The sequence below is a fragment of the Okeania sp. SIO1H4 genome (assembly GCF_010672695.1).
Lineage (GTDB): Bacteria > Cyanobacteriota > Cyanobacteriia > Cyanobacteriales > Microcoleaceae > Okeania > Okeania hirsuta.
Genome location: NZ_JAAHGB010000085.1, coordinates 1 through 23804, shown reverse-complemented (window position 1 = coordinate 23804; position 23804 = coordinate 1). Strand labels below are relative to the sequence as shown.

Below are 23804 nucleotides of genomic sequence, written 5' to 3'. Positions count from 1 at the left end.
ACTTTTTTGTGAAGTATGGCAAGTCTTTTTACGGCTTTGGCTCTGTTAAAAGAGCCAAATTTCTTTTTGTTGACACGGCGTTGATAACGAGTTAGTCGTTTTTTGGCTTGCTGATAGGCTTTAGGGTGGGCATTGGGTGTGCCATCGCTACAAGTTGCTAAAGTATTTATACCAACATCTACACCGATAACATCTCGTTTTTTGGCAGTATGGGTTGGTTCATTATCATATTTAAAGCTGATGTACCAATTATTTGCCCGTTTAGATATTCTCACATTTTTGACTGGTACGGAAGGTAAGATTTCGTAAGTTTTTACTATTCCTATTCTTGGTAGTTTTATCTTGTTTCCTTGGCAGATTTTAATACTTCCTTCTAGATAAAAACTATCTTTTTTCCCTTTTTTCTTAAACTGCGGAAATCCACGTTGAGGAATCGTCAAAAAGTTTTTAAATGCCCTCTCTAAGTCTCTTAATGCTTGTTGAGGGGCACATTTCGATACCTGATAATACCAGGGATTAATTGATTTAACCTCAGCAACTAAACGTTTATGTAGGGTGATAGCACTAGGGCGTTTCTTTGTTTGTTCGTATTCAGAAATGCAAGTTGCTAATCCCCAATTATAAGCATGACGGGCTACACCAGCGTGTTTAGCAAGTATTGTTTTTTGTTGATTATTAACTTTTAATTTAGTCTTGATTGATTGCATTTCAATTTATTAGCCACCTCTTTGAATAGTTGAATTAAGTTAGACATCAATCTAGTATATCATAGTAAATGTCTATTTATGTTTAATTTTATCCAATTATTTTGATACTGTTGATAGCCCCCAGAATTGGGGGGTTAGGGGGGCAAAATTCAGTATATTTTTGGAGAGTTGCTCAAATCCCCGTTACAAAAATAACTTCTGACCTATGACTTCGTTAACTGTAGGATAAACCCAACAGACACTTAATTAGGACTTACGCAGATACGCTATATATAGTACTCATAACTATTGTCCAATAGTTACTGGACTCTATACACAGTGTCTTTAGCGTAAGTCCTGTTAATTTTTGTTGGGTTGCGCTGCCGCTTAACCCAACCTACAGTATTGAGCTGATTGCTGAATGCTAACCGCTGAAGTGCTTCTTTAAGAATCTACCTTCAAACCAGCATTATCTTGAGTATAAGTTTCTTGGTCAATCTTGACTGGTTGTGCTCCCCAAATCTCCTTTGCATACTCCATAATTGTTCGGTCAGAAGAGAATTTACCCATGCGAACAGAATTATAGATAGACATCTTCGTCCATTTCTCCTGGTCTTGGAAAGCTTTACCAACCCGCTCCTGACATTCAATATAGCTTTGATAATCAGCTAGTAGCATATATTGGTCATTGTACAGTAAAGAATCAATCAAAGGCTTAAATAAATTAGGATTACCTTTGCTAAAGTGACCGCTAGCAATTCGGTCAATTACTGCTTTGAGTTCAGCATTAGTATTATAGTATTCCAGAGGTTTATAACCCTGAGCTTTCAGATCGAAAACTTCTTGAGCAGTCATACCAAATAAGAAAAAGTTTTCTGCTCCAACTTCTTCGCGAATTTCGATATTAGCTCCATCAAGAGTACCAATAGTCATAGCTCCATTCATGGCAAACTTCATATTACCAGTTCCGGATGCTTCTTTTCCAGCAGTAGAAATTTGCTCAGATAAGTCAGCAGCAGGATAAATAATCTGACCAAGAGAAGCATTAAAGTTTGCCAAGAAGACAACTTTCAGGCGACCGTGCACATCAGGATCGTCATTAACTACATCAGCAACGGCATTAGTCAATTTAATAATCAACTTAGCCATATAGTAACCAGGAGCAGCTTTGCCACCAAAAATAAACGTGCGGGGTGGAATATCAATGTTTGGATTTTGCTTAATGCGGTTATACAGAGTAATGATGTTGAATACATCCAAATGTTGACGTTTGTACTCATGAATACGTTTGACTTGAATATCAAATAGAGAATTAATATCCACCTCAATCCGATTATGCTTGAGAATGCGCTCTGCCAACTTAGCCTTATTCTCTTGCTTTATTGCTCGCCAACGATTCCGAAATTCTGCATCATCAACATATTTTTCTAGTTGCCGTAGTTGGTCGAAATCTCGCAACCAACTATCTCCTCCCAGTTTCTCTGAGAATAGAGCAGAAAGTTTAGGGTTACTCAGTAAAACCCAACGACGGGGAGTCACTCCATTAGTCTTATTGAAGAATTTGTCTGGGAAAAGTTGGTAAAAATCTTTAAGCACACCTTTTTTCAACAATTCTGTGTGCAGTGCTGCTACTCCATTGACAGCATGACTACCAACAGTAGCCAAATTAGCCATCCGCACAGATTTTTCACCCCCCTCCTCAATCAGAGAAACCCGGGCAAGCAATTCCGGGTCTTTAGGAAACCAAGTTTGCACTTGAGTTAAAAAGCGCCGATTAATTTCATAGATAATTTCTAGGTGGCGAGGGAGAAGGCGACCAAATAGACTAATTGCCCAACGCTCTAATGCTTCTGGCAGCAAAGTATGGTTAGTGTAGGCAAAAGTATGTTGAGTAATATGCCAAGCTCTCTCCCAGTCCATATCATACTCATCAATTAACAAGCGCATCATCTCCGCGATCGCCACAGCAGGGTGAGTATCATTCAGTTGAATTGCTGCTTTATCGTATAAATTATCTAGATTTTTGTTGTGGGATAAATGCCTACGGATGATGTCCTGTAAAGCACAAGAAACGAAGAAATATTGTTGCTTCAGACGGAGTTCCTTACCTTGAGGGGTATTATCATTAGGATAGAGAACTTTGGATATCGTCTCCGAACTCATTTTATCTGCTACTGCACCGTCATAGTTTCCAGCATTAAACTCTTCAAATTTAAAGTCTACACTAGCTTCTGCTCGCCACAAACGTAAAGGGTTAACAGTATTAACTTTATAGCCAGGAACAGGGGTATCATAGGGGATACCAATTACAGTTTCATCCGGAACCCAAGTTACTCGATAGTGCCCTTTATCATCATGGTATCCTTCTGTATGACCTCCAAACTTGATTTCTACCTTTTCAGCAGGACGAGCTATTTCCCAAGGGTTCCCGAAACGTAACCATTTATCAGGAATTTCTGCTTGCCAACCATCCTGTACAGTTTGGGTGAAAATGCCAAACTCATAGCGAATACCGTGCCCCATAGCTGGAATTTCTAAAGTAGCTAAAGAGTCAAGAAAACAAGCTGCTAATCTACCCAAACCACCATTTCCTAAACCAGGGTCATCTTCTTGTTCCAGTAGTTCATCTAAATTTAACCCAGATTCGGTGATAGCTTGACGAATTTTTTCATAAATTCCCAGGTTAATCAAACTATTACCCAGGTGACGACCCATGAGAAATTCAGCAGAGAGATAATATACAACTTTAACATCTTTCTCGTTATAAGTACGAATTGTAGAAAGAAAGCGTTGAAGTAAGCGATCGCGTATAGTATAAGCCAGAGCACGATAAAAATCATCTTGTTTTGCCATGGACTCATAGGTCCCCTGCAAATAAAACAGGTTATCTGCTAGGGCACGTCTGAGAGTAGTGACACTCATGCCCGTGCGATCGTCTTCTACCCGAATTTGATTTTCAGTAGTAGGGTTGATATATTGATTCATTACTCCTCCATAAATTTAACCGTTATTAATTTTTCTGTATTTGTAGAAAGACAAAGGTAGCAATTAGCTTTGCCACACAGGAGTTATAGTGCAAGTCAGAAGTCAAAAATCAAAAGTCAAAAATTAGAAGTAATCTATGACTGGGTTTGAGCATTTAGGAATGTCCACACCCTTTGCTTCAACTGCTATATTCTATAAGGAAACTTCTTCATCCAGTTAGACTAGCTAATGGATTTTTAGATTCCTATAACATTTGCCTAGAGTCTGCTTTTATAGTTATTCAAGCTTTACCATATAGATGAAATTTCTACTGTTTCTTAATGACAGAATCAGGAGTCATAAGTCATAAGTCATAAGTCATAAGTCAGGAGTCAGGTAGGAGAGCAAGAGAATAATATAGAAGAATAATAATAGAACAGGGGGAAAAGGTGGAAATTTGCCTCCTTCTTCACCATCTCCCCAAATTCCCCTCCTGGCAGCAGGGCTAATTCTTTGTTATCAGAGAATATTGACAACCCTATATTTGTCGAAACAAAGGTTAGGAAATTTATAAAGGCTCAAACGAGCGTCAGGCATGACTTTTAAATTCTGACTTTTGACTTTTAAATTTTGACTTTTGACTTGAACGGAGCGCTATAAACCCTCCCATCTCACTGGTAAATGAATCAAAATAGATGAAGTAACTCTGACATAATCAACAAAGCAAAAATGGTATTACCTGATGGCCCCGCATTGTCCCCTCTACAACGAAGAGTCCGGACTTGGAAATTTATTTTTCGTCCCTTACAAACAATAGAGGAGCGATATTCTCAATACGGAGATATCTTCAGGACCAACACTAACTCCAAGACTCCTTTTATCTATTTCTGTAACCCGAAAGCTATTCAACAAATTTTTACTGCTGACTCTGATACCTTTAGCTCAGGTGGTAGTAATGGTGCTTTACAATACCTTGTGGGCAGAAATTCTCTACTTCTGCAAAACGGCGATCGCCATCAACGTCAAAGAAAATTATTAATGCCACCTTTTCATGGCGATCGAATGCGTACTTATGGGGACTTAATATATAATATTACTTCCGATGTTATAGATCGCTGGCAAATAAATAAACCTTTCCCCATCCGTAGGTCTACTCAAGAAATATCCCTAAAAGTTATCCTTGGGGCGGTATTTGGTTTAGATCGAGGGGAACGTTACGAACAACTGAGAATACTTTTGTCTGATGTCCTCGACTCCATTAGCTCTCCCCTCACCTCCACTTTTCTGTTCTTCAGTTTTTTGCAAAAAGACTGGGGTCCTTGGAGTCCCTGGGGTAGATTTTTACGAAAAAGGCAAAAAGTTGATGAGCTAATATTCGCAGAAATTGAAACTGCTAGGGAAGAAGCAAATCATCGTGATGATATCCTTAGTTTACTCCTAGAAGCGCGTGACGAAGCAGGCGATCGTATTAGTGACGAAGAAATTAAGGATGAACTGCTCACTTTACTGTTTGCGGGTCACGAAACTACCGCTTCGGCATTAGCATGGGCATTATATTGGATTGATAAAATTCCTTTAGTGCGGGAAAAACTATTAGCAGAATTAGCTACTCTTCCCGCTAACCCAGAAAAAGTTGCGATTACTAAACTTCCCTACCTCAGCGCAGTTTGTCAAGAAACTTTGCGTCTCTATCCCATTGTCATAACTGCTTTTCCTAGAGTTGTCCAGAAACCTGTAGAAATTATGGGTTATCAACTTGAACCAGGAATGGTAGTACTTCCTTCTATTTATCTAACTCATCAAAGAGAGGATATTTATCCTGAACCTAAAAAATTTAAACCGGAACGTTTTTTAGAAAGACAATTTTCACCTTATGAATATTTACCTTTTGGAGGAGGGAGTCGTCGTTGTATCGGTTCAGCTTTTGCTTTATTTGAAATGAAATTAGTTTTAGCAACTATTTTATCAAAATGCGAACTCAAATTAGTTTCCGATAAATCTATCCAACCTGTCCGTAGAGGGTTAACTATGGCACCACCAGGAAATATGCGAATGGTTGTTAAACATAAATTTGGCGTTGCTGAATAAATGTATGAACCTATCCCACTATTTTTAACAGGTTTATTTATTTGAAGAAGGAGTCAGGAGACAGAATACAGGAGACAGAATACAGGAGACAGAATCAATGTATATGCGGATTCAAACCCGGCGTTGGTGAATCAAGCTATGATATCAAATCCGGTTAAACAGCCATAGAATGGTTAAGTTAGGAGTCCTCAGGAGTCAACCCACCCCTCGCCCCTCCCCCTCCCAGGAGGGGAAGATAGGAGTCAGGAGGAGAAAGAATTACAAAGATGAGGGTAGTTATGACGATTGAAGATTTTTTTTATGTCCAATTAAACGGATTTGATATGAAACCTAAATTTGGCAAAATATAAAATGCTTTTCAGTTAATAGTTAGGCAATAGCCATTAAAGCATAATCATAGCCACAAATCACCAACGCCAGATATAGCACTGCTCTAGACCTGTATTTTCAGATTAAAAATTAATCATTGCTAAAAGCCTGATATGGAATCCTGACAATTAATTAGTTGATGAAAAACTTTGTACCTTCTCACCTTATTCTTTCCCTTCAGCATAGCTGCCTTCTGTCCCCTGCCTTCCTTTGTTATTTACACTTATATTACTATTTATTCCCTTGATAACATCAACACCCCCACCCAAAACCATCACCATTCTGGAAACTAGCGATCTTCATGGCAACCTTATGCCTTATGATTACTAACCAACCAACCCGCAGAATGGGGATTAGCAAAAGTCGCTAGTTTAATCGCACAGGAACGAGCTAAAAATCCTAATTTACTACTTATTGATGGCGGCGATACTATTCAAGGGACACCATTAACTTATTACTATAATCGAATTGACACAGAAGCAGTACATCCGATGGCAGTAACAATGAATGCTCTCAAATTTGATGCTGCTACTTTAGGAAACCATGAGTTTGACTATGGTACTAATGTGCTTTCCCGTTGGATAAGTCAGCTTAATTTTCCCATAGTTTGTGCTAATATCCACAAAAGTGATGGTACTCCTGCTTTTAAAGCTTATATCATTAAAAATGTTGATGGTATAAAAATTGGTCTTCTTGGTTTAATTACTCCTACAACTTCTAACTGGGTGCCATCTGAAAATATAGCTGGATTAACTTTTGAGAATCTCATAAATACTGCCCAAAAATATATTCCTCAAATGCGAAATGATGGTGCAGATGTAATTACTATTGTTCAACATACTGGTTTTTCTAAAGTACCAAAAGATCAAAGGGTGACTTCTGCTTGGTTAACCGATATTCAAGAATGGAAAAAAACAGGCTCTATTCCTGGTTCAAATCTCACCCTAGAATTAGCACAATAGGTAAAAGATATTGATATAATTATGGCAGGACATTCACATCACGATGTTCCTAAAGCTATAGTTAATAATGTTTTAATTGCAGAGCCTTCTTTTTGGGGAAAAGCTTTAAGTAAGTATACTTTAGTACTAGAGCATCGGTGTAAAAAGTGGGAAGTTATTGCTAAAGATTCTACTAATTTATATGTTACTTATATTGAACCGGAACAGAAAATTTTACAACTTTCTTTACCATATCATCAGCAAACTTTACGTTATATAAATCAACCTATTGGTGTGGCAAAAACTGAATTTTATGGTGGTAAAAAAGCACGTTTTCATCAGAGAAAACTGTCAAATTTAATTAATCAAGTACAAATAAAAGCAGCAGGTTACCCTGTAAATATTTCTCTGACTTCTATTTTTAATAATACTGGTAAAATTGCTCCAGGAAAAATTACTAGGAGAGATATTTACAGTATCTATAATTATGATAACTATTTGTTGGTTATAGAAATTAATGGGGATATTTTGCGTTGCGCTTTAGAAAAAAATGCTGCTAATTTTAAACAAGTTAATATTGATGATTTACCCGGTCTTCCTGAAGAGGTTTTGGCTGAAAATCATCTTGGCTATAATTGGGATTTATATAGTGGGATTGATTACACTATTGATATTACCAAACCTGTAGGAAAACGAGTTACTAAGTTACAGTTAGATGGAAAAAATATCGATCCAAATCAAGTTTTACGAATTGCTATGAATAGTTATCGCGCTAATGGTGGTAGTGAATATTTGATGTTTAAAGAGGTAAAAAAAATTTGGCGATCTGCTACATAAATTCGCGAATTAATTGCTGAATATGTCAATAATAAAGGCATAATTGAATCGGATATTATCAGTTCAGAAGGATTAAAATTATTCCCTGATTTATATCAACAATATTTTGGTAATTAATATTAAGTCCCCTAGTATTAGTATTGTAAAGTCAGGGTAAGGAAGAAGGAAGAAGGTTTAAAGCTGGAAAAAACTTAAATTTCCTGTAGATATTCATGCTTGAGTTTACACAAATGATACCAGAGGACATGATATGATACCGATGCTACGGGATTTGAATAGAATCCGGTTATATAATACCAATTTGATAAATGTTTGCTACAAATAGTTAGGCTATTTCTTAGGAGTAAACCCACCCCTCGCCCAACCCACCCCCGCCCCTCCCAGGAGGGGAGCTAGGAGGGTAACTCAGTCAGACCGAGTCACACGGGAATTGCTTCAATACCAGTTTGAACGGTCGTAAATTCTCTTTTTCGTCAAAGGGACATTTCCTGCAAAATCTTTTGATCACACTTATTATTCAAACACATTCTTTTTTCAAATTGGTATAATACAGAGGGATCCACCAAGCGTGAGGTAGACCCGTCGCGGGCAAGATGCCCGCACTGAGAACGTTTAATTGTTAATATCTGTACTTCTTATGCGACCGAATCTGCTGTATCTTTTTATCATCCTATAATTACTTCAATCTAATTACTTCAATCTCCCCTATTCCCCTACTCCCCTACTCCAATGTCCTCATATATCCTATTCAATACTACTTCAATTTTCTAGTGTTTCTGGCGATCGCCAACTAGCAGGAATTACCAAAACTGGACAATGGGCACCATGCAAAATACCCTCACTAACACTACCCGCAAACAATTTCTCAATACCACTGCGTCCATGAGACCCTACTATAATTAAATCGGCAGCTAATTTTTTTGCCTCTCTCTGTCAAAATAGTCTCTACTGTAGAACCTTGAGTTAACAAAGCCACCGCATCAAGACCTTTTTGCCGTAGCTCCTCTACCAAATCTTGAATCTGTTGATGTTCTCTACGAAACTCTTGCGCCCAGCGATCGCGCTTAGGCTGAGGTCCAGTCTTAAAACCAACAAAATCAGGATCTGGTTCAGCAATATGAATTAACCATAATTTGCTGTTAAAAGCTAGGACTAAAGTTTCCGCTTGAGTAATAATAGCAGGAGTTATTTGAGAAAAGTCGAGGGCAACAACTATATTTTTCATTGGTAATTTAGGTTTTTAATTGAATATAGTTTCAGATATTATTGTTCTGATTAAGTTATACTAATTTACTCAAATAATGTTACCAAACTCTGCTTATTTGCCTTCTGTAGAATCTTTACTATTGCATTACCAATTGTGTGATACCATATCTGGTTATTAGAGTTGTCGCTAAATAAAGGGAAAAAATCACTCTAACCTAGACAGATCAATAAATACAAGCATTTTTGCATACTAATAGCTACAATCCTTACAGAACAAGGTTTTTGGGGGATTTTTAAGTTATAAAGCGACAAGTCTATTATAGGAATGTGTAGGGTTAAAATACCCTGGGTCTCATTTTCAACTAATTTTTTGATAGTGGTGCATTCTTGTGGCAGATGCAAAACTCAATTACTAATAGTTTAGCTAGTAATTCTATTCATCATTATTACCAACTATACACCACTACCACTTAATTTCTAAATTTAAGTTATCCGACTGGAACTAAATCAACTTCATCTGCACCACCAGTTTCACCTTGACCAGATGTAATTTGTTCTCCATTAACTTCAACAGCTAAATTTGTACCGTCTAAGTTAACATTATAGTCAGTAGCATCAGCAGTATATCCTACACTAGCAACCATTTGCCTACCTGCATCAGTGTATTGGAATCCCATCAATTGATTTTTTTCTTTTTCGTTATCGTAAGACCATATTACCATGTATTGTTGGTCTTGATATTCAAATACTTTAGGCGGACGAGTGGGAACGTAACGACCTGGAGCGCCAAAGCTGGCATCAAGGAAAGGTTGTACTGACTCAGGTTCCACAGTCGCAAAAGCAATATCATCAGCTTCTAGCTCTACTTCTGCGTCTTCAGTTGCTTCTGGATCGGGTTCTTCTTGATCGCGGTTCTGGAAATAATCTACAGCTTTTTTTACACCATACCCAGTAGCTGCTACACCAGCAACACCAGCGACAATTTTAGCAAGATTACCAAATTTCATTTTGTTCTCCTAATTATGATCCTGGATTAATTAAATTTGAGAGATGTGACACTAACCCAAATATTGGGAGAATATCTAGGAAATTTTTGTCCCCTGTCTCAATTTATTAGTAACTCAATCCACTTGATATTAGCAGAATTTGTTGATCACAAACAATTACTCAGGAGCCTATTTTTTTGTCCATTCAACTAAAAAAGGAGGGGTATCAAATGTACCTCTCCCTGAGTTCTATAAAATGCAGCGATTAATAGTCCCCTATTATATCATATTAGTAAGTTTCAACGTGCCAACGATGGTCTTTTTTCAACTGCTTCTGATACTCGCTCCAATCAACATCAAACTTACCAGTCACAGCAGACATTCCTTCATCAATGCCACCTTCCATACCTTTGAGACCGCAGATGTAAGTGTGAGTATTTGGCTTTTGGATGTGGTCCCACAACTCATCAGCGTTTTCTTGAATTCTGTGCTGAATATACATTTTGCCGCCATCTTTATTCTTTTGTTCGCGACTAATAGCATAAGTTACGCGGAAATTATCAGGGAACTGACGTTGCAGTTCTTCAAGCTCTTCTTTGTAGAGAATATTGGGAGTGTAAGCACAACCAAAGAATAACCAGGCCAAACCTTTAAACTGATAATCAGGGTTTTGTTCTCTTTCCTTAAACATCCGCCAGATGAAAGCACGGAAAGGAGCAATTCCTGTACCTGTTGCGATCATAATAATAGTTGCGTCTTCATCATCAGGCAACAACATTTCCTTACCTACAGGCCCAGTAATGGCCACATCTGCACCTTCTTCCATACCACATAGGTAAGAAGAACATACACCATAGATTCTTTCACCTGTTTCTGGGTGATTGTATTCTAGACGGCGTACACACAGAGACACTGTTTGATCGTCAAGATTATCGCCGTGACGAGTAGAAGCGATGGAATAAAGCCTTAACTTATGAGGTTTACCCTTATCATCTGTTCCTGGTGGAATAATACCAATACTTTGACCTTCTAGATAGTGCAAGTCGCTACCAGAAAGGTCAAATACTAGGTGACGAACAGTACCTTCACCACCTTCACGCACTAACTCAGTGCTGGAAAGACATTTGCCGATGAATGGATTTTTGGGGCGATAGGTGTTTACCGGAACATCCTTATGTGACTTAGGTTTAGCTTGAGTCATGGGTTTAGTTGTTTCTCCTGTAGTTGTTTGACCGTTCATTTGAGAGTCTTCACTCACAGCTTTAATGCTGATAATTTTGCCTCCCATCCGTGTAATTCTTTGCATTTCTTGGTTCATGCGGGCATAAGGTACAGTGATATAAACAGTTCCACTGCGACGGATGGGGCTATTTGTTTTGTCAGTAATATTACTCTGACGTAAACCTTCGACTTCGTATACAAAAGTACGACTACCGTATTCTGTATTGGTTTTTACTCCCAATGCAGTTTGAGTTTTCATTAGTTGATTTCTCCATTTAGATAAAGTATATTGCCAAGAGATGATGAGTCTTTTTATTTAAGTGTTTTTTAAGATACTCTGGTATAATGGCCAGTAGGTTTTAAGTCTATATTTCAGAGGTTTAGTGCTGAAAATCTTGTTTTCCTTATGGCATCTTGTTTATTCTCTAATTCATTCTATGATTAGGAAGTAACCTAAAAGTAGAACTACAATAGGATGAGTAAAACTAATATTTTTTTCAGTTGTTTACTCTGATGTAGCTTCTCAAGCTTCAATAAAAAGAGGCAGTATAGTGTTCTGTATTGTTTTTTACACTATGACTAAGTGCTGTTTGAATTGTCATTATTGACCGATCTTTGATTCTGGTACAAATACACTTTTCACCCACAAGAATTTCACTTTTATTACAGCTTGAGTCTCTATATTAAGATGCTTTTAAGTATATGGCCAATACAGAAACATCTTTTTTCACTCTTTATTTATCTCTAAGACATTGTTAATTCTTGGCATTAATCAATTCTGACTATTTTACATATAAAATGCAGAGTGGTCTTAATTTCTTTTAAGTTCTGTAGCTAATTATCAAATTAATAGTCAGTAGTCATTAGTCAATAGCCAGTAGTCAGTAAAACCGAGAGTGCTTTCTATGGAGATTCTCAACCCACCAACCCCATTGGCACTGCGGGTGACGGTGACGGTAAGGATTAAATTCACAAGAGTTGAAGAAGGCAGAAGGGAAAATTGCATGGGGATGTTTTCGACAAACCACTTCGTGTCTGATAACCCCAACCAATTTTAATCACCGTGTAGATGGTGGGGTATTAAATCCATGAGAGATAAAGATAAAAATAAAACAATATCATCAGTCCAATTTATCTGACTTAATTCAGATTTTTTATGAAAATTGGCGAAAATAAATCAACCAAATACAATCACTAGGATTTATAGGTGGAGAGGTAAAAATGCTTACAGAACTGAAAGTCCCTTGATTTATAACGTTTGGCTTTCCAAAAAATGACTTTTGTCTATAGAACTCATTCCAACAGAGTACTGTTGATTAAGCTTTTATTTTCTTTGATCCTTGTAGGGAAGATCCCATTCTGATATGATATTTTACAAAAGTTAGTAATAAAGACTTTAGAGTCAATAGCTTCAAAGTCTGTCCAAAAGTCCAACGACAGTGAGCTGTCTTAGCTTTTTACTGTGTAGCAAAGCAACACTTTCAAGTGAAGTTGTTTTATGTGGACACCAAGTTCATTAGACTTGTCTATTGATTTAGCTTAACCCGCCAGAAAACCTCAAGTCTCTCCTCATTCAGAGGATGTGGCCAGGAAAATGGGTCAGTTTATGATTAAATTTTGATAGAGTTAAGTCTAAATGGAGCATTACAGGAATCAACACAGCTCAAGAAATGCTCAGGAACTTGTCCTGGACTCACTCAGAAGCTGAGACTCACCCAAAAAAAAGTATGGGATATGTCATTAAACTTTGTTTTGTGTTAGAGGGGAACTATTGTGAAAAAACCAGATAGAGTAGTATTAATTGGAGTTGCCGGAGATTCTGGATGCGGAAAATCTACTTTTTTGCGTCGTGTAACAGATGTATTTGGAGAAGATTTTGTTACAGTTATCTGCCTGGACGACTACCATAGTCTAGATCGTAAGCAACGTAAAGAAACAGGAATTACTGCTCTTGACCCAAGGGCCAATAATTTTGACTTGATGTATGAGCAAATTAAAGCTCTAAAGGAAGGTCAGTCTATTGATAAGCCAATTTATAACCACGAAACTGGCATGATTGACCCACCGGAAAAAGTTCATCCCAATCATATTATAGTGATTGAGGGTCTTCATCCTCTATTTGATGAGCGCGTGCGATCGCTACTTGACTTTAGTGTCTATCTAGATATTAGTGATGAAGTTAAAATTGCTTGGAAAATCAAGCGCGATATGGCAGAAAGAGGCCATCGTTACGAAGATGTACTTGCTTCTATCAATGCTCGTCGTCCAGACTTTGATGCTTATATTGACCCACAAAAAGCTCATGCAGATGTGGTCATTCAAATTTTGTCCACCAAACTTATTCCTGATGATCAGGAACATAAAGTCTTACGAGTACGCTTGATCCAACGTGAAGGTGTAGAAGGGTTTGAACCAGTATATCTGTTTGATGAAGGATCGACTATTAACTGGATTCCTTGTGGACGTAAGCTTACTTGTTCCTATCCTGGAATTAAAATGTTCTATGGCCCAGATGCCTATTTCGGCCATGAAGTTTCTGTCTTAGAAGTAGATGGTAACTTTGATAACCTGGAAGAAATGATTTACGTTGAAGGACACCTCAGCAATACTGCCACTAAATACTATGGTGAGATGACCCACATGATGAGGGAACACCAAGACTATCCAGGTTCCAATAATGGTAGTGGACTGTTCCAAGTTTTAGTCGGTCTGAAAATGCGTGCAACTTATGAGCGTTTGACTGCTAAAGTTTCTCCAGATGAAAAGGTAGCAGCAGTCGTTTCATAAACATCCAGAAGAAAATTTTCTATCTGAAAAAAAACGCGAGTGGTTAATTTCACTTCGCGTTTTTTTTGTTTGATAAATATATAGCAGAAGGAAGAACGAATAAGGCGTTTAGTTATCTAGGCGATTAGTTATAGCAACTGCCATAACTGTTAAGACGCTTGACGCAAGACAAATTCCATAGCATCCTGTAAACACTTCATATCTTTTAGACAGTGACGAATTCTATAGCAACCGCCTGGTTGGTGTTTGACAATTAGTGCGAGCATCTTGCTCGCGTTATCAATCATCATAATTACCCGATGTCCTAACTATAGTGGCGACTGCTATATTTACCAGAGAAGGAAGAAGGAAAAATCTGGCGTTGTCTGAGTTTTAAGCTTTTTGATAGGCTAGGGCTTTAGCCAGTAATATCAAATCCACCTAATTGCACATAAATCCAATCAGGTAATAATCAGGGTTTTAAGCTATTGATTTTGAGGGCATTTAACCGGATTTGATATGAGATATCTATCTTATTGCTCAAGCCCTACTACGAGAGCTTCTAACTTATAACTATTCAACCGGACATGATATTCCCACGAGGTTTGTGAACAATTGCTAAATACTTTTTAAACTGTCACAGTTAATTTATTTTTATCAGCTTCTAAACTGTTAAATAACTTCTGCCAAATTTCAGCACTAGCCTGCTTTTCTTTATCTCCTTTTGCCTCAAAAGTTGTATTGCAAGCCTGTATTTCTTCCAAAACTTTAATACAAAGTTCGGCAATATCATCCCGACTAACAATACCTTTAATATTATCACCTTGGTCAAATATTAATGCTTGACCGCCTGGTTGTTCAGTCATTCCACAAGGTCGAATAACAGTGTAATTAATCCCACTAGAACGAATAACTTCTTCTCCTTTTAATTTCCAATTCAACAAACCTTTTAATTGGTCATTAAACTTCACTGCTGGAGGTTGTTCATCTAAGTTTAAACCTGGTCGCCCCGGACGAGTTACACCTGCCGAACTAACCAATACAAATTTAGGTAATTGGTCGCTACCATAAGTTTTAATTGACTCAATTTCTAACTGAAAAAATCCTGGTGTAAATTTAGGATTAAGTTCTCGGTTATATTCAAATTTACTCAACATTAATTGGTAAGAATAAACTTGACTGGGATTAAAAGGTTGAGCATTTTCTACAACTTTGGCACGAAATACTGGTGTTAAATCTTTAAATGGAATGCGAATAGTTGTCCAGATATTATAAACGGTGTCAAAAGAATAACTGTAACCAACTCCATCCCATTTGTCTTCACAGCGGAGGAAAAATTTATAGCGTTTGCCGTCTCCTTTGACTCGGAGTTCGATACCAGCAGCTCCTAATAAATTCATTGGGGGGTCGAAGTTACGGGTACGAACAGATACAAAACCCCCTGAATTGGCAGTTGAGACATTACCGGAGAACATAGCACCAGTATCTGTCAGACGGATGGAGCTTTCGCTGACTCCCCCCATAACGATATCGTCTAATGCTCCCCAGGTTTTTTTGAGGTCTTGGGTGGGGTTGGTGAAGTCAAAGATAATTTTGTTGTTGCTTGGTTGTAGTTGTGGTTTTGCGGCTGCCACGAGATTTTTCATGCCTTCATATTCGACAAGTTGAGGGTCTTCAACAACTTCTGGCATAAAGAATTTGATACCTTGGTAATATTTTTCCCGGTTTGGGTTGTCTCCTTCGACTGGTTGTACTCGCGTTCCTGTACAACAGATGATTTTGCTAACGTTTTTGAATATTTCGGGGGTGAGGGTTTCTGGTTTGGTAATGTCGGCAGTTACTATTTCAACGTTTTTGCCGAGAACTTTCTGAGCTTTTTTGGCATCTCGAACGAGCGATCGAACTTGATAACCCCGCTCCTGGAGTCTAGGTACAACTCGTTTACCAACTCCACCATTAGCACCCACTACTAATACTACTTGTGATTTTTCTGGTGTTTTGGGTGTCTTTTCACCAAATAATTTTTGTAGCCATTTAAAACTCCCAACAAAGGGAACAACCCCAAAATAGGCTAGGGTCTGAAATAGTCTATTCACTTTAGATGTTTGGTTATCAGTCATGGCCATATCCTTAAACTCTAAACTTTTCTTTTACAATATATATTAAGATATATTAAGAAATTTTGCCGAATGGCCTTATGGAGAATTAATTTTTTGATTTTAGGAGGATAGACTATGAGTAACTGGGGTAATACATTTAAAAATAAGGCGTTGCTGAATTAAGGTATGATTGTAGAAAAGTAGCGATCGCGCTCACTATCAAATAATTTATATTATTTGAATAAGGAGTTGGCACATCTCTAAATTTGAGAAGCGTGAATTAATAATTGAATAGAATATCTCAGCATTTCTGACGATTTAGAATAACAAAGAGTTTGACGATGTAACCTTGCTAAATAATGTCTTAATAAGGGTATTTTCACCCTCAACTCGAACCATATATGTTTTGCTAATGATTTGATCTCCATCACTGTTTAAAATTTGGGTAAACTTTCCATCCATCTGTCACATAAAAATAGCATTTCCATTTACTAATAACTTCCCACCCTGGGAGCAAAAGTTTTGGAACTATGGTCTCCTAAAACCCATCCCAAAATACCCTGTTTAAAGTGGTCTACTGCAGCTGCTGTGCCAAATTTTGTTTTTTTTGAGCATACCATAGTTTCCAATTCATCTAATTCTCCTACCTAGGCGAGTTGTCTGTGGATCATAACAATCAGGTAAGAGTTTTCCTACTTGTTTTACCCAATTAATAATTGTGGTATGATGTAGTTTCTTGACTCTTTCAATGCCTCGCTCATCCCATACCATTTACATACATTTTTAGACATTCTTGTTTAAGATCTTGAGAGTAACCTCTACCAGTTTCATAAGATTCTATGAATTGTCGGCCACAATGGACACAAATATAGTTTTGTTTTCCTTTTTTATGACCATTTTTATTGATATGATCTGATTTACATTCAGGACATTGCATAATTTTTAATTCTAATAAGTGGACTTTTTTGGCGTGCGCTCTTTTCCATAATCATACCCGTGCTTCAGCAACGCCAAAAATAAAACTATAGATGCCAAAAATCTGCTAGATGACTATAATCAATATGCCCAAGAGTTTGATGAACAGGTCAAAAATGAATTGTGCGGCACTGGAGAAAACACTCCTGTTGTAGTGACAGCAAAACTCTTTGCAGAAACCGTTCCTGATCAAGAGTCTATGAAAATATTAGACGTAGGAGCAGGAACAGGAGAGCAGGGAGAACAACTAGCTAAATATAGCTATAAAAATGTAGAATTTACTGCATTCGATCCATCTGAAGGGATGTTAAATGTAGCCAAAAAACGCAATATTTATTCAGATTTTATTCAAGGTTATTTACCAGATTCTGGGATTGTTTCTGATTTTTTTGATGCTATTATTTGTGTCGGGACTTTTATCCCAGGACACGCTCCTGCGGAATCTCTCCGTGAGCTTGTAAGGGTTACGAAAAAGGGAGGCTATATTGTTTATAGTGTTCGCAAACACTTTTATGAAGATCAAGAGAGTCACTTTCAAATAGTAGAAGAAGAACTGACAAAAGCTAAACATTGGAGAATGATAGCTAAAATAGAGGACGAATATCTACCTGCTCAAAATATCAAAGGTTATTATTTTAGTTTTCAAGTGTTAAACTAAATCGAATCAGGAGTTTTTAACTGTTGTCTATAATCTGGTATTATCTATAATAATCTCCAATTATCTATTTTATGCTACTTGGATTCACGCGCTGAGTTACGTTCCACAAATCAACAAAAAACCCTACTGGTTAAACACGCGGGTGTAGCGCGTCACACCTATAATTGGGGTTTGTGGTTAACTAAAAAGATCTTGAACTATAACCAACATCATCCAGATAGTAAAATCAAGTTTCCTATTGCTATTGACTTACATAAGCTTTTAGTAGGAATGGTTAAACCTACCCAAACAACTCACAAAATTATAACGATCGCATAGATATGCGGTTCAGCAATCCTGTTTTTTGCCTCAATAGTGGTGGTCATTTGCAGGAAGTTAGGATTAGCAATTTATTTCCCGCTCCCTTACATCATGTCTCTTTAAATAACCCCAATCAAAAATTGGTGGTGGTGCATAGTAATGGTAGAGAGAGTGTGGGGAGATAGGGAGATGGGGAGATGGGGGGATGGGAAGTATGGGAGAAATTAAAAAATATATATCTTCACCAAAACCCATGCAGGACTACCAAAAAATTTAGGGAATAGGGAGTAGGGAGTAGGGAACAAGAGGAAATTTGTTTGCTTCCCATGACAAAGCGGTGCGACCCCGCGACGACGATAGTCGCAAGGGAACGCGCACCAAGAGACGGAAAAAATATTCTCTCTCAAGAGAAGAACTTTTTTACCCTTGGCTAATTTAATGAGACTTGATATTAGACCTACCAGAGGAGGCGATCGATCCATTTTATTTTGCATACAGAAAGCTAATGCAGCTCTATACCGAATTTCTTCAGCTAAGATTTTTAATAAAAATTGCTAGATTGCTTTATAGGAAATCTCCCATAAATTTTTTCTGGTCAATTTTATAGAGTCTTAAATTTCCTAATATTATTTTGACTAGGAATTTCGATTATAAATTCAGTTCCTTTTCCTTCCTGGGAATTACAAAATATCCGACCGCCATGTTTATCTACTATAATTTGATAACTAATTGCCAAACCAATACCAGTACCTTTACCAACAGGTTTTGTCGTAAAGAAAGGGTCAAATATTTTGTTAAGCACCCCATCTTTTATACCTATACCATTATCAGAAATAGTAATAGTTATCAGATTTTTCCCTACAACTTTTGTTTGAATTTTAATTGTGGGAATTTGTTGTTCATTTGATTCAGAAAATTTGCCTTTTGCTATTGCTTCTTCCAGAGCATCAATTCCATTTACCAAAATATTCATAAATACTTGGTTTAACTGACTCACATAACAATATATTTGAGGTAAATTACCATATTCCTTAATTAAATTAATCTTTTTTCCAACTTTAGGATCGAGTCGATTATTCAATATTAGTAAAGTGCTTTCTATTCCCTCATGAATATTAACTGGCTTCATCTCTGCTTGATCAAGCCGTGAAAAGTTACGCAAAGACTTGACAATTTCATAAATGCGTTCTGTCCCTACCTCCATAGATTTTAATAGTTGAGGTAAGTCTTCGAGAATAAATTCTAAATCTATTTTTTCGCTTTCTTGTTTAATTTCTGGCGATGGATTGCAATGTTTTTGATAAAGTTTAATCAAATACATTAGTTCATTAGCATAATTATCTGCATATTTTATATTGGCATAAATAAAATTAATCGGGTTATTAATTTCATGGGCAATACCTGCAACTAATTGTCCTAAGCTCGACATTTTTTCACTTTGAATTAATTGCGTTTGAGTCAATTGTAATCTTTTTAAAGTTCGTTTTAATTGAGCAGCTTTTTCTCTCTCTCCTGCTTCTGATTTTTGCAACGCAGAATTTAATTTTGCTAGTTCATCTGCTTGTTTCAGTACAATTTTAATAATCGCATTTCTCAGTTCTAAAGCAACATTAATTTCACATTCTTTCCACGGTCGAGATGTGAGTTTAACTACTCCTTTCCACAACTCAAATGATTTTCTTGGGCAAAATTTAATATTACCATTAGATTCTGCTTCTGTAATAGGTGCAGGATCGCCTGCCCAATTAACTGTTCTAATAACTTCTGGTCGGAACCACAAAATATAAATTCTCTGAGCTGAAGATATTGAGAGTGCCAATAACCCACTAGCTATATCTTTATATTTCTCGAACTCTTGATAAACTTTGGGCAATGAATCTGTATAAAATAGTTCTTGATTGAACTTTTTTTCCAACCAGCTAATTAATTTTTCAACAGTTATTAATGGTGGAGTTTTTCCCACTGACTGTAAATTGTTTCCAGAAACTATGATTGCTCCTTCAGCACTGACTAAATTTAGTAGTTTATTTTGACATTCAACTAAGGCATCAATAAAATTTTCTGATGTGGAAATCTCTTCAATAATTTGACTTTTGAGCGACTTTAACTCTAGTTGATAATCATAATCTTCATGATTTTCTTTATAAGCAAGTTCTAGAGACATTGTTTGCCCTAAAAATTCACACGCTGCCCGTAATTCATAAGGCACATATTTCGGTGAAATATGATGGCAAGCAATTAAACCCCATAACTTTTTGTTTTTCATTAAAGATATACACATTGTAGCAGTAAGACCCATCTTTTTTAGATACTGTCTATGGCAGGGAGAAACACTCCTTAAAACAGATAAAGTTAAATCAATGGGTTGATGAGTAATCTGATTATTTACAGGTATAATTTTTACTGGTTGATAATTAACATCTCTTATTACCCTCAGCCAATTTCTAGTATAAAGTTCTCTAGCTTGGGGTGGAATATCTAAACTTGGGTAATTTAATCCTAAAAGTGACTCTAAAGTTTCTATTTTATCTTCAGCAATTACAGCTCCATTGTATTGAGAATCAAATTTATATACCATTACTCTATCAAAGCTTGTAATTTTTCTAATTTCTTCAACTATTATTTGACATAAATTTTTTAAATCAGAAGCGTCTTGCATTTTTGATGCTGCTTCTCTCACAGAATGATAAAAGTTGAAAAATGAAATACTTTCTTCAGATATAGCTGGCTCTAGCTCCAGGATTAAAAATTTTTCAGAACGATGAATTATACCATCAAAGACTAAAGATTTATCTTTTGTTTTAACTGATAATTTAACAGGGTTAATGGTTTTAAGCTCCGGATGATTTTCTAAGCTTTTTCTGAGGCTATTGATTTGCTTTTTGTCAAGAAAGCAACTCAGATTTTGATTCAGCAATGTTTTCGCTGGTATGTCAAATAATTCAAAAGTATTATTACTTACCTGTAAAATTATCAATTCCGGTTCTTTTAAGACAAATAATACACCGTGAGGTTGAATGTGACCTGAAAGATGAATTTGTTCTTGATATTTATTGATTAAATCTACTGTTTCGTTTTGAATAACTTGCTTAACGTTCATGTATATAAAATGGTAATTATTGTGACAATACTAATAATAACACCCCTGATATTAAGTATTTTTTTTGCTCATCTATACTTTGATATTTAATGTTAAATTAAGTACATTTATCCAAACTATTTTTGATAATTGATATACTTTTCTATCATAGCTTTAAACATTAATTAATTTTCTTTCTACTTAAAATTTGTTTACAAAACTTAATATAACTAGATAAAAGCAAATAACATCTTAGGTATAATTACTAAAATTATGTTACTAAATAAACTAGGAGGTACATGGAAACTACTGATTGGCAAACTATAATTCCTACTGGAATAGCAATTACTGTTTTTCTTGGAGCATTTCTAATGATGTTCACTAATTTGTGGACTGATTCAATTAAAAAACAGGAAAAAAGTGATAAATAAACAGTTATTGATTAAACTTTCATCCTAGAAAAGTCAAATTCTGAATAAGATTGAATTTATCTGGGAAAATTAGGAAAATAAAAGAGAAAAGAAACTACAAAAATGTTAAATCTAGATAGCATAATCGAATTTTCACACATATACTGTGTAGCAATTTGTGGTGTTCTAGTACCCATGAATGTACTAGCAAGTTTACAACCAATAATTTTTACAGCCCTCCGTCGCCCCAAACAGGAAATCAACTTAATAGCATTAGTAGCTAGTTTTTACGCTTTAATGATTATCTTTCATGTTGGAAGCTGGTTTATTGTAGGAGTAGTGAGAATCCAAACATTCATTCTTTTGTGGTTTGCTAGCTGCTGTTTAATTACCAATACTTGGGCAGTTATTCACGGTTCTAGCATGAGAGAATTTATTCAATTTTCACAACAATTCCTAGTTAGACTTACTAAAAGTTTAACACTTCAAAATCAAGAGATTAGTCCTGAAATTAAATAGGATTTTTTGAGGCAGTCAACATTCAACAGTGAAAATGAATGAGGGGGTATTCATCATGGATAGCTAGGGTTAATTTTAGAGAAAAAATATTTTTCTAATAGAGATGATAGCCTCGTATCGGTAGTAATTCAACTAAGTCTAAGTACCCAGGAAAAATTAATTACTTCAGAACTTACCCAGGAACTCTAATTGTAGAGGACATTGCAACACATATTAGACTAAAACTAGAACTTAACAGGGAATTTTGCGTAAATCTTGTACCTAATTTATTCCCTGTTTTTTTTTGACAACATAGGATTTTTAGCTGTAGAATATGGGTAATTAATTTGGTATCACTACCGATCGGGTGGGGTCTAACAACTGAATTCTAATTATTAATTAAACATCACAATCTTGAAAAGAGGTAATCCCTTGGAAAAAACAATAGATAAGTTTTACGCTGATACTTACCATAAATTTTTTTCGCACTTTAAAACTTACGACGAACGATTAATTAGGGTATTGCAATCTCTCATTGATTTTATGCCTCAGTCTATCTTGGATCTAGCTTGTGGTACAGGATTGTCTACTTTAGCCTTGAAAGCCAACTTTGGCAACTCAGAAATTGTAGGCGTGGATATTGATTCAAATATGATTACCTTGGCCAGAGAAAAAATGCCAAATTCTCAAGTTCAGTTCCATTGTTGTGAGATATCAGATATATTAGCTAGAACCCCTAATGGAACAGTGGATTTGATATTTGTCAAATCAGCCTATCATTACTTTGAACACAAAATTCCGCTTTCGTATTTGCAGCCTTTGCTCAAAAAGAATGGGGTTATTGTAGTTGCCGAGAGAACAGTTCGATCTGCTAGTTCTTACCCATTACCAAAGATCGCATCAAGCTATTGGGCCAGTATTTTTGCGGAACCTCGCCCCAGTGATCGACTTGACACGGCAAACTTATTGGGAATGCCTCTTTCAGTGAGTTGTTATGGTGAACAAGTAACTATACCTACCGATATCTATCTTGATGCCGTCAAAAAGAATCAGCTTGTTGGTCTGTGGATGTTGAAACCTGAGACGATCTCTGCGTGGATAGAGAATCGTCTTTCTCAAGAAACTGATGGGTTTCATGTTTTTGAAGAATTCTGGCTTTATGTCTACCATAATATCTGAGAAGTAAAGCCATAAATTAACTATTTTACTGATGAGATCAAAGTGATGAAAGCTCCAAGATTTACTGACCTGATTGGAAATACCCCTTTAATTGATTTGACTAGATTAGTCAGTGAAAACTCAGCAGAACTCTATGCAAAATGCGAGTTTATCAACCCAGGTTTCAGCCTCAAGGATCGAATGGCAAATTATATTCTTGATGTTGCAGAAGCACAAGGTAAATTGAAGCGAGGGGATGTTATCGTCTGCTCTTCTAGTGGTAATACAGGTTGCAGTTTTGCCATGCTAGGTAAGATTAGAGGCTATCATGTTGTTATTGTTACATCAAACAAATGCAGTATAGAAAAACAAAATCATATAAAAGCTCTTAATGCAGATTTGATTGTAGTTACTCAAGATACCTATATGAGTTATGGGGCTATCAACAGTATTAAAATAATTGGACAAAGTTAAACATAAATAGACATTTACTGTGATATATTAGATTTATGTTTAACTTATTAAACTATTAAAAGAGGTGGCCGACAACTGAAATGCAATCA

Annotated in this window: 20 protein-coding genes and 1 pseudogene; 11 read left to right on the top strand and 10 right to left on the bottom strand. The window is 36.4% G+C overall.

Annotation, left to right across the window (positions count from 1 at the left end; translation table 11 throughout):
- Nucleotides 1-707, bottom strand: a 707-nt coding sequence (locus tag F6K06_RS29660) for a transposase (RefSeq protein ID WP_287244734.1), incomplete at its 3' end; no start/stop codon positions are given.
- A gap of 423 nt (nt 708-1130) precedes the next feature.
- The gene (locus F6K06_RS29655) at nt 1131-3671 is read right to left on the bottom strand and encodes a glycogen/starch/alpha-glucan phosphorylase (protein WP_287244732.1); all 2541 of its coding nucleotides are present in this window, start codon (nt 3669-3671) and stop codon (nt 1131-1133) included.
- A 708-nt stretch (nt 3672-4379) separates the two neighbouring features.
- Here F6K06_RS29655 and F6K06_RS29650 point away from each other — a divergent pair.
- The 3 genes from F6K06_RS29650 to F6K06_RS29640 all read left to right on the top strand — a co-directional run bounded on the left by F6K06_RS29650 (nt 4380) and on the right by F6K06_RS29640 (nt 7885).
- On the top strand, nt 4380-5738 hold the full coding sequence (locus tag F6K06_RS29650) for a cytochrome P450 (protein ID WP_124143948.1): 1359 nt from the start codon (nt 4380-4382) through the stop codon (nt 5736-5738).
- A 743-nt stretch (nt 5739-6481) separates the two neighbouring features.
- Nucleotides 6482-7069, top strand: a complete 588-nt coding sequence (locus F6K06_RS29645) for a hypothetical protein (RefSeq protein WP_240038840.1) — start codon at nt 6482-6484, stop codon at nt 7067-7069.
- Between the two features lie 21 nt (nt 7070-7090).
- Entirely contained in the window at nt 7091-7885 is a 795-nt protein-coding gene (locus F6K06_RS29640; RefSeq protein ID WP_287244729.1) for a bifunctional UDP-sugar hydrolase/5'-nucleotidase, read from the top strand.
- A 759-nt stretch (nt 7886-8644) separates the two neighbouring features.
- Here the strand turns inward: F6K06_RS29640 and F6K06_RS29635 are convergent.
- From F6K06_RS29635 to F6K06_RS29615, 5 genes are all read right to left on the bottom strand, one after another.
- The gene (locus F6K06_RS29635) at nt 8645-8755 is read right to left on the bottom strand and encodes a universal stress protein (protein WP_287244737.1); all 111 of its coding nucleotides are present in this window, start codon (nt 8753-8755) and stop codon (nt 8645-8647) included.
- Nucleotides 8751-9110, bottom strand: coding sequence for a universal stress protein (locus tag F6K06_RS29630; protein ID WP_275670458.1), 360 nt, complete (start codon nt 9108-9110; stop codon nt 8751-8753). Before F6K06_RS29630 ends, F6K06_RS29635 begins: the two co-directional genes overlap by 5 nt.
- Before the next feature lie 469 nt (nt 9111-9579).
- Nucleotides 9580-10098, bottom strand: coding sequence for a hypothetical protein (locus F6K06_RS29625; protein WP_124147401.1), 519 nt, complete (start codon nt 10096-10098; stop codon nt 9580-9582).
- 268 nt (nt 10099-10366) lie between these two features.
- A complete protein-coding gene (gene petH / locus F6K06_RS29620; protein WP_124147400.1) occupies nt 10367-11557 on the bottom strand; it encodes a ferredoxin--NADP reductase in 1191 nt (396 codons plus the stop codon).
- A gap of 594 nt (nt 11558-12151) precedes the next feature.
- Entirely contained in the window at nt 12152-12304 is a 153-nt protein-coding gene (locus F6K06_RS29615; protein ID WP_161565011.1) for a hypothetical protein, read from the bottom strand.
- Nucleotides 12305-13068: 764 nt separating this feature from the next.
- On the opposite strand from F6K06_RS29615, the gene F6K06_RS29610 reads away from it, so the two are divergent.
- A complete protein-coding gene (locus tag F6K06_RS29610; RefSeq protein WP_124147399.1) occupies nt 13069-14085 on the top strand; it encodes a phosphoribulokinase in 1017 nt (338 codons plus the stop codon).
- A 608-nt stretch (nt 14086-14693) separates the two neighbouring features.
- On the opposite strand, the gene F6K06_RS29605 is transcribed toward F6K06_RS29610, so the two are convergent.
- Both F6K06_RS29605 and F6K06_RS29600 read right to left on the bottom strand, forming a co-directional pair.
- A complete protein-coding gene (locus tag F6K06_RS29605; protein WP_124147398.1) occupies nt 14694-16184 on the bottom strand; it encodes a CIA30 family protein in 1491 nt (496 codons plus the stop codon).
- 136 nt (nt 16185-16320) lie between these two features.
- Nucleotides 16321-17100: pseudogene (locus F6K06_RS29600) on the bottom strand (IS1 family transposase).
- A gap of 192 nt (nt 17101-17292) precedes the next feature.
- On the opposite strand from F6K06_RS29600, the gene F6K06_RS29595 reads away from it, so the two are divergent.
- The 3 genes from F6K06_RS29595 to F6K06_RS29585 all read left to right on the top strand — a co-directional run bounded on the left by F6K06_RS29595 (nt 17293) and on the right by F6K06_RS29585 (nt 18281).
- On the top strand, nt 17293-17796 hold the full coding sequence (locus F6K06_RS29595; RefSeq protein ID WP_124147397.1) for a class I SAM-dependent methyltransferase: 504 nt from the start codon (nt 17293-17295) through the stop codon (nt 17794-17796).
- A 78-nt stretch (nt 17797-17874) separates the two neighbouring features.
- Nucleotides 17875-18114 (top strand): helix-turn-helix domain-containing protein, encoded by a 240-nt coding sequence (locus F6K06_RS29590; protein WP_205127546.1) that lies wholly within the window; start codon nt 17875-17877, stop codon nt 18112-18114.
- Nucleotides 18115-18116: 2 nt separating this feature from the next.
- The gene (locus F6K06_RS29585; RefSeq protein ID WP_161564726.1) at nt 18117-18281 is read left to right on the top strand and encodes a hypothetical protein; all 165 of its coding nucleotides are present in this window, start codon (nt 18117-18119) and stop codon (nt 18279-18281) included.
- A 416-nt stretch (nt 18282-18697) separates the two neighbouring features.
- Here the strand turns inward: F6K06_RS29585 and F6K06_RS29580 are convergent, their stop codons facing one another.
- Nucleotides 18698-21196, bottom strand: coding sequence for an ATP-binding protein (locus F6K06_RS29580; RefSeq protein ID WP_124147396.1), 2499 nt, complete (start codon nt 21194-21196; stop codon nt 18698-18700).
- 278 nt (nt 21197-21474) lie between these two features.
- Between F6K06_RS29580 and F6K06_RS29575 the strand changes: the two genes are divergently transcribed.
- From F6K06_RS29575 to F6K06_RS29560, 4 genes are all read left to right on the top strand, one after another.
- Nucleotides 21475-21606, top strand: a complete 132-nt coding sequence (locus tag F6K06_RS29575; RefSeq protein ID WP_275670457.1) for a hypothetical protein — start codon at nt 21475-21477, stop codon at nt 21604-21606.
- 102 nt (nt 21607-21708) lie between these two features.
- The gene (locus F6K06_RS29570) at nt 21709-22104 is read left to right on the top strand and encodes a hypothetical protein (protein ID WP_124147395.1); all 396 of its coding nucleotides are present in this window, start codon (nt 21709-21711) and stop codon (nt 22102-22104) included.
- Between the two features lie 411 nt (nt 22105-22515).
- A complete protein-coding gene (locus tag F6K06_RS29565; protein ID WP_124147394.1) occupies nt 22516-23262 on the top strand; it encodes a trans-aconitate 2-methyltransferase in 747 nt (248 codons plus the stop codon).
- Nucleotides 23263-23307: 45 nt separating this feature from the next.
- Nucleotides 23308-23715, top strand: coding sequence for a pyridoxal-phosphate dependent enzyme (locus F6K06_RS29560; RefSeq protein ID WP_124147393.1), 408 nt, complete (start codon nt 23308-23310; stop codon nt 23713-23715).
- Nucleotides 23716-23804: the final 89 nt, after the last annotated feature.

Excerpts from the sequence above, each read along its gene's own strand:
- F6K06_RS29655 (WP_287244732.1), bottom strand. The coding sequence starts at position 3,671 with ATGAATCAATATATCAACCCTACTACTGAAAATCAAATTCGGGTAGAA.
- F6K06_RS29650 (WP_124143948.1), top strand. The coding sequence starts at position 4,380 with ATGGTATTACCTGATGGCCCCGCATTGTCCCCTCTACAACGAAGAGTC.
- F6K06_RS29640 (WP_287244729.1), top strand. The coding sequence starts at position 7,091 with ATGGCAGGACATTCACATCACGATGTTCCTAAAGCTATAGTTAATAAT.
- F6K06_RS29630 (WP_275670458.1), bottom strand. The coding sequence starts at position 9,110 with ATGAAAAATATAGTTGTTGCCCTCGACTTTTCTCAAATAACTCCTGCT.
- F6K06_RS29625 (WP_124147401.1), bottom strand. The coding sequence starts at position 10,098 with ATGAAATTTGGTAATCTTGCTAAAATTGTCGCTGGTGTTGCTGGTGTA.
- petH (WP_124147400.1), bottom strand. The coding sequence starts at position 11,557 with ATGAAAACTCAAACTGCATTGGGAGTAAAAACCAATACAGAATACGGT.
- F6K06_RS29615 (WP_161565011.1), bottom strand. The coding sequence starts at position 12,304 with ATGCAATTTTCCCTTCTGCCTTCTTCAACTCTTGTGAATTTAATCCTT.
- F6K06_RS29605 (WP_124147398.1), bottom strand. The coding sequence starts at position 16,184 with ATGACTGATAACCAAACATCTAAAGTGAATAGACTATTTCAGACCCTA.
- F6K06_RS29585 (WP_161564726.1), top strand. The coding sequence starts at position 18,117 with ATGCGGTTCAGCAATCCTGTTTTTTGCCTCAATAGTGGTGGTCATTTG.
- F6K06_RS29580 (WP_124147396.1), bottom strand. The coding sequence starts at position 21,196 with ATGAACGTTAAGCAAGTTATTCAAAACGAAACAGTAGATTTAATCAAT.
- F6K06_RS29575 (WP_275670457.1), top strand. The coding sequence starts at position 21,475 with ATGGAAACTACTGATTGGCAAACTATAATTCCTACTGGAATAGCAATT.
- F6K06_RS29570 (WP_124147395.1), top strand. The coding sequence starts at position 21,709 with ATGTTAAATCTAGATAGCATAATCGAATTTTCACACATATACTGTGTA.
- F6K06_RS29560 (WP_124147393.1), top strand. The coding sequence starts at position 23,308 with ATGAAAGCTCCAAGATTTACTGACCTGATTGGAAATACCCCTTTAATT.